At 69.7% G+C, this 6,351-nt stretch carries 7 protein-coding genes; all 7 read left to right on the top strand.

Annotation, left to right across the window (positions count from 1 at the left end):
- Window positions 1-10 precede the first annotated feature (10 nt).
- The 7 genes from ACFUC1_RS06950 (at window position 11) to mctP (ending at window position 6,310) form a co-directional block, all read left to right on the top strand.
- On the top strand, window positions 11-991 hold the full coding sequence (locus tag ACFUC1_RS06950; RefSeq protein WP_379118016.1) for an amino acid ABC transporter permease: 981 nt from the start codon (window positions 11-13) through the stop codon (window positions 989-991).
- A gap of 11 nt (window positions 992-1,002) precedes the next feature.
- Window positions 1,003-1,827 carry an amino acid ABC transporter ATP-binding protein gene (locus ACFUC1_RS06955; RefSeq protein ID WP_379118018.1) on the top strand — a complete coding sequence of 275 codons (825 nt, stop codon included), beginning with the start codon at window positions 1,003-1,005 and terminating at the stop codon, window positions 1,825-1,827.
- A complete protein-coding gene (locus ACFUC1_RS06960; protein WP_379118020.1) occupies window positions 1,827-2,213 on the top strand; it encodes a S24/S26 family peptidase in 387 nt (128 codons plus the stop codon). Before ACFUC1_RS06955 ends, ACFUC1_RS06960 begins: the two co-directional genes overlap by 1 nt.
- A 43-nt stretch (window positions 2,214-2,256) precedes the next feature.
- Entirely contained in the window at window positions 2,257-2,655 is a 399-nt protein-coding gene (sodN, locus tag ACFUC1_RS06965) for a superoxide dismutase, Ni (RefSeq protein WP_379118022.1), read from the top strand.
- A 344-nt stretch (window positions 2,656-2,999) separates the two neighbouring features.
- Window positions 3,000-3,944, top strand: coding sequence for a hypothetical protein (locus ACFUC1_RS06970; protein WP_379118024.1), 945 nt, complete (start codon window positions 3,000-3,002; stop codon window positions 3,942-3,944).
- Window positions 3,945-4,346: 402 nt separating this feature from the next.
- Window positions 4,347-4,640 carry a DUF3311 domain-containing protein gene (locus ACFUC1_RS06975; protein WP_379118026.1) on the top strand — a complete coding sequence of 98 codons (294 nt, stop codon included), beginning with the start codon at window positions 4,347-4,349 and terminating at the stop codon, window positions 4,638-4,640.
- The gene (gene mctP, locus ACFUC1_RS06980) at window positions 4,637-6,310 is read left to right on the top strand and encodes a monocarboxylate uptake permease MctP (RefSeq protein WP_379118028.1); all 1,674 of its coding nucleotides are present in this window, start codon (window positions 4,637-4,639) and stop codon (window positions 6,308-6,310) included. The genes ACFUC1_RS06975 and mctP overlap by 4 nt, the downstream gene beginning before the upstream one ends.
- Window positions 6,311-6,351 lie beyond the last annotated feature (41 nt).

The raw sequence follows: 6,351 nt of genomic DNA on the forward strand, positions 1-6,351 counted from the left end.
GGCAGGCAGCATGACCGAGGCAACGCAACAGATGCCCGGCTCGACCGGGGCGGGCGCCGGCGACGGCGCCCGCCCGGGGGCGATCCACGCCCGACCCGTCCGGCACCCGTGGCGGTGGGTCGCACTCGCCGTCATCGCGATCCTCGTCGCGATGATGGTCAGCTCCTGGGTGACCAACGCGAAGTGGGACTTCGGGTTCGCCCTCAAGGTGATGAACTACAACCCGGTGCTCAGCGGGCTGATCCAGGGCACGATCCTGACGACGATCCTCTCGATGGTCCTCGGCGTCGTCGGGGGCGTGCTCATCGCCATCATGCGGCTGTCGAGCAACCCCGTGCTGCGGGGCGTCTCGTTCGTCTACACCTGGTTCTTCCGGGCCATCCCCCGGTACGTCCTGCTCGCCGTCCTCGGCGTCGGCGTGCTGTACCTCTACCCGACGCTCGACTTCGGCATCCCGTTCGGCAAGGAGATCGCCAAGGCGTTCGGCTTCGGCGACCCCACGTTCTACACCCTGGACGTCCGCACGATCAGCAGCGGCATCATCGTCGGCGTCATCGGCCTCGGCCTGTCCGAGGCCGCGTACATGGCCGAGATCGCCCGCGCCGGCATCCTGTCGGTCGACCGGGGGCAGACCGAGGCCGCCCAGGCCCTCGGCATGTCCTCGAGCAAGACGATGCGCCGGATCGTGCTCCCCCAGGCGATGCGGGTCATCGTGCCCCCGACGGGCAACGAGACCATCGCCATGGTGAAGGACACCTCGCTGCTGGCCGCGGTCCCCGTCACGACCGAGCTGTTCTTCCAGATCCAGCAGGTCGCCAACCAGACCTACCGGATCATGGGCTGCTACGTCGCCGCGGTGGCCTGGTACCTCATCATCTGCTCGGTCCTCATGGTCGGGCAGTCCTGGCTGGAGAAGCGGTTCGGCCGCGGCTTCGGCCAGCCCAGCGCGACCAACCGGGCCCGCTTCCTCAAGATCGGGGCAGACCACTGATGGCGACCGACATGACCAGCACCGGCCGCGCCCCGGCCGCGGCCGCGCAGTCGCACCCTGAGTTCCCCCTCGTCCACGCCGTCAACGTCACCAAGGCGTTCCACGGCAACGAGGTCCTCAAGGGCATCGACATGGACGTCGCGCAGCGCGAGGTCGTCTGCCTGCTCGGCCCGTCCGGCTCCGGCAAGACCACGTTCCTGCGCTGCATCAACCAGCTCGAGTCCATCGACGGCGGGCGCATCTGGGTCGACGGCGAGCTCATGGGCTTCTCCGACAGGGGCGGCACGCTGCACCACCTCACCGACAAGCAGGTCGCCGCCCAGCGCCGCGACATCGGCATGGTGTTCCAGCGGTTCAACCTGTTCCCGCACATGACGGCGCTCGAGAACATCATGGAGGCGCCGATCCAGGTCAAGGGCGAGCGAAAGCAGGACGTCCGCGACCGCGCCCAGGCCCTGCTCGAGCAGGTCGGCCTCGCCGACCGCCACGCGGCATACCCCTCCCAGCTCTCGGGTGGGCAGCAGCAGCGCATCGCCATCGCGCGGGCCCTGGCCATGCAGCCCAAGCTCATGCTCTTCGACGAGCCCACCTCGGCCCTCGACCCCGAGCTCGTCGGGGACGTCCTCCAGGTCATGCGCAAGCTGGCCCAGGACGGCATGACCATGATCGTCGTGACGCACGAGATGGGCTTCGCCCGTGACGTCGCCGACCGCGTGGTCTTCATGGACGGCGGGGTCGTGGTCGAGCAGGGCAAGCCGTCCGAGGTCATCAGCAACCCGCAGCACGACCGCACCCGGACGTTCCTGCGGCGGATGCACCAGGAGCGCGACGAGTAGTGCTCACGCTCGGCCTCGTCGTCGTCAAGGGCCGCTCGATGGAGCCGACCCTGCACACCGGTGACCGGATGGTGGTGCTGCGCGGCGCTCCCCCGAAGCTGGGGCGGCTCGCGATCGTCCGCCTGCCTCCCGACGAGACGGGCACGCCCCGGCCGCTGGCGGTCAAGCGGGTCACCATGCGCGACCCCGAGGACCCCAAGCGGTACTGGGTGGAGAGCGACAACCAGTCGATGCCGGGCGTCGCCGACTCGTGGACCTACGGCGTCGGGTCGCTCGGGCGGGACCAGATCCGCGGGCTGGTCCTGTTCCGCCTCCCCCACCGGCTGCGGCTCCCCCGTTTCCGCCTGCCGAGGGGGCCCCGTGCGACGGGTGGGGGCGCGGGGTAGGTTGGTCGAGCACGTGATCGTCCGTCTCGCAGAAGGGATTCGCATGCTCTCCCGTTTCTTCCGCACCACTGAGGTCAGCGCCCACTGCGACCTGCCCTGTGGTGTCTACGACCCCGCCCAGGCCCGCATCGAGGCCGAGTCGATCAAGGCGATCATCGCCAAGGTCGCCGACAACAACGACCCCGACTTCCGCACCCGCGCGGTCGTCATCAAGGAGCAGCGCTCCGAGCTGGTCAAGCACCACCTGTGGGTGCTGTGGACCGACTACTTCAAGGCGCCGCACTTCGAGAAGTACCCGCAGCTGCACACCCTCTTCAACGAGGCCACCAAGCTCGCGGGTGCGTCCGGCACCAAGGGCGAGTTCGACGCCGCCAAGGCCGACGAGCTGCTCGCCAAGATCGACGAGATCGACAAGATCTTCAAGGAGACCAAGGCCGCCTGAGGCGTCCCACTCCCGACCCGAGGGCCGGTCCGCACCCCGCGGACCGGCCCTCGGTCGTCTCTGGCCCTCCCCCTCCCCCTCCCCCGTGGTGCCCGCTCGTCTGGTGGCTCTCCCCTCCCCCCGTGGTGCCCGCTCGGGTGGCTCTCCGCCTCCCCCCGTGGTGCCCGCTCGTCTGCTCACAGACCTCGGTACCACTGCGCGCGGATCTGCTCTCTGCGCAGGCACACGGACCTCTGCGCAGTCGGTCAGCGTGCCCGTCCACAGGTCGGCCCCTCACGCGGCCCCATCCACAGACGCCGCCACCGAACCGGCGCCCGCCTCCCGCGTCGAGGAGGGTCGAGGGCATGTCCGAGGTCCTGCTGGCCCGTGCCCGCGCCCAGGGCGGTGTCTTCGCATCCTGCGACGCCACCGCCCAGGGCGTCACCCGCAACGTCGTCAGGGCGATGGTCCGGGACGGGACGATCACGCGGGTGGCTGCCCGCGCATACGTGCTCTCTGACACGCTCCGCGCAGCCCGGACCCCGGAGGCCGTCCACCGGCTGCACACCCTGGCCATCCTGAGGTCGTTCGACGGCCGGGTGGCCGCCAGCCACCACTCCGCGCTCGCGCTCCACGGGTTGCCGTTCTGGCGGGTGCCCGAGGACACCTTCCACGTATGCCGTGTGGCCGGCACCTCGAGCCGGGTGCGGGGCTTCCTGCACATCCACGAGTCGACGACGGCCGACCCGGTCGTGCGGCTCGGGCCTGCACGCGCGCTCGCGGTCACACCAGGCCTCGCCGCGGTCGGGACCGCCATGGTCGACGGGCTGGAGGCCGGAGTGGTCGCGATGGACGCGGCGTTGCACGCCGAGCTCGTCACGCGGGCCGACCTGCAGCGCCTCGTGGATGCCAACGCCCTCACGCCTGGCGTCTCGCGGGCCCGCGACGCCGTGGCCCTGGCGGACGGTTCCGCCGAGTCCCCCGGTGAGAGCCGCACCCGGATGGTGCTGCGGCACCTGCCGTCCACGGTCACCGTCGAGCCCCAGGCGGTCATCCTCGACAGGGACCACGGGTTCGTGGGCCGCAGCGACTTCCTGGTGGACGGGCTGGTCGTGGTCGAGTTCGACGGTCGCGCCAAGTACGGCCTCACGGGGACCGCCCCAGAGGACCTGTGGGCCGAGAAACGTCGCGAGGACCGGTTGCGCGCCCTCGGGTACGCCGTCGTCCGCCTCACGTGGGCGGACCTCGCAAACCCCGGCGCCGTGTGCCAGCGGGTGCTCGAGGCCCTGCGCCTCGCCCGCGTGGCCTGACTCCGCCTCGCGCCGCTGGCGTTCTCCGGCGCTGCCGCCGCACGTGCCAGTCTCCTGCCCGATTGACGCTCGTCTGCTCGCAGACGTCCGTGTCACTGCGCTCGGATCCGCTCTCTGCGCACAGGTACGCGGGTCTGTGCGCAGACGTCCGCGCCACCCTTGGCCGACGCTTGTCTGCTCGCAGACGTCCGTGTCACTGCGCTCGGATCCGCTCTCTGCGCACTGGTACCCGGGTCTGTGCGCAGACGAGCGGGCACGGGGGCGCGCGGGTCACGACGACCGGTCGGAAAGGCGCTGGTCAGATGGTGTGCGCGGCATCCCCCCACTGGGGTCCGACGAGGAATACGGTGCGGGGCGGATGGCGAACGCGATCCGCCCTTTTCGCATGTGGAGGTACGAGAGGTGAGCACCGACAACGCTGTCGACCACGACACCGTTCCACCCGCCAACAAGGGGATGCTGGCCGCGGCCGGGATCCTGCTGGCGATCCCCGTCATCGCCCTGTTGTGGGTGAGCAGCTACGCCAAGGTCGAGCCGAAGCTCGGCGGGTTCCCCTTCTTCATCTGGTACCAGTTCCTGTGGGTCTTCCTGTGCTCGGGGATGACCTACACGGCATACCGGCTCGTCCTCAGGGCGCGCCCCCACCGCCCCATGACGGACGCGACTCCCCGTGACGACGTGGAGGGTGGCCGATGAGCGCGATGGTCCCCGCCGCCGCGCACACCGGCGTCAACACCACGGCCCTCGTGGTGCTCGTCCTGCTGTTCCTGCTCGTCACCGGCATGGGCTTCTGGGCCACCCGCTGGCGCAAGGCCGACAGCATGGAGTCGCTCGACGAGTGGGGCCTCGGCGGTCGCCGGTTCGGCACCTGGGTGACCTGGTTCCTCCTCGGTGGCGACCTCTACACGGCCTACACGTTCGTGGCGGTGCCGGCGGCGATGTTCGCCCTCGGTGCGGTCAGCGGCTTCTTCGCCGTCCCGTACACGATCGTGCTCTACCCGATCATCTTCGTGTTCATGTCGCGCCTGTGGTCGGTGAGCCACCGGCACGGGTACGTCACCCCGGCCGACTTCGTGAAGGGCCGCTACGGCTCCCGCGGGCTGGCGCTGGCGATCTCGCTGACGGGCATCCTGGCGACGATGCCGTACATCGCACTCCAGCTCGTCGGCATCCAGGCCGTGCTCGAGGTCGCCGGCCTCGGTGGCAGCAACGCCCTCGCCAAGGACCTGCCGCTGTTCATCGCCTTCGCGCTGCTGGCGGCGTACACCTACTCCAGCGGCCTGCGGGCACCGGCCGTCATCGCGTTCGTCAAGGACGCGCTGATCTACCTCGTCATCATCGTCGCGGTCATCTACCTGCCGTCCAAGGTCGGCGGCTGGGACGCCGTGTTCGGCGCGGCCGAGGCGAAGATGGCCAAGCCCAACCCGGTGACGAACAAGCCCACGGGTGCCTTCATCCCGAACAGCCAGCAGTACTGGGCCTACGCGTCGCTGGCGCTGGGCTCGGCCATGGCGCTGTTCATGTACCCGCACTCGATCACGGCGACGCTCTCGAGCCAGAACCGCAACACCATCCGCCGCAACGCCTCGATCCTGCCGGCCTACAGCTTCGTGCTCGGCCTGCTGGCGCTGCTCGGCTGGGTCGCGATCAAGGCCGGCACCAAGCCGATCGGCCTCGACGGCAAGCCCAACGCACAGCTGGTCATCCCCCAGCTGTTCGAGGACATGTTCCCGAGCTGGTTCGCCGGCGTCGCGTTCGCAGCCGTCGCCATCGGTGCGCTCGTGCCGGCGGCGATCATGTCGATCGCGGCCGCCAACACCTTCACCCGCAACATCTACAAGGACTGGCTCAAGCCGGACGCCACCCACGCCCAGGAGGCCAAGGTCGGCAAGCTGGTGTCGCTGCTCGTGAAGGCGTTCGCGCTGGTGTTCGTCCTCACCCTCGACAAGCAGAACGCCATCAACTTCCAGCTCCTGGGTGGCATCTGGATCCTGCAGACGTTCCCCGCGATCGTCTTCGGCCTCTACACCCGCTGGTTCCACCGGTGGGCGCTGCTGGTTGGCTGGGCGGTCGGCATGGTCTACGGCACCATCACCGCCTACAACGTCATCAACCCCGCCACCAAGGGCCACTTCGGCGGCTCGCTGGCGCTGATCCCGAGCATCGGCAAGATGGGCTACATCGCGATGACGGCGTTCGTCTTCAACCTGGTCGTCGCCGCGGTCCTGACCCTGGTGCTCAACGCCCTCAAGGTCGACCGGGGCCACGACGAGACGATCAAGGGCGACTACTTCGCCGACGCGGGCGACCCCCGCGTGGAGAAGCACCTCGAGACCGACGTCCACCTCACCACCGGGTCTCCGTGACGCCGGCAGAGGTCTGACGAAGGGGTGGTGCCGGACGCGGT

Source organism: Pedococcus sp. NPDC057267, from assembly GCF_042668795.1.
GTDB lineage: Bacteria > Actinomycetota > Actinomycetes > Actinomycetales > Dermatophilaceae > Pedococcus.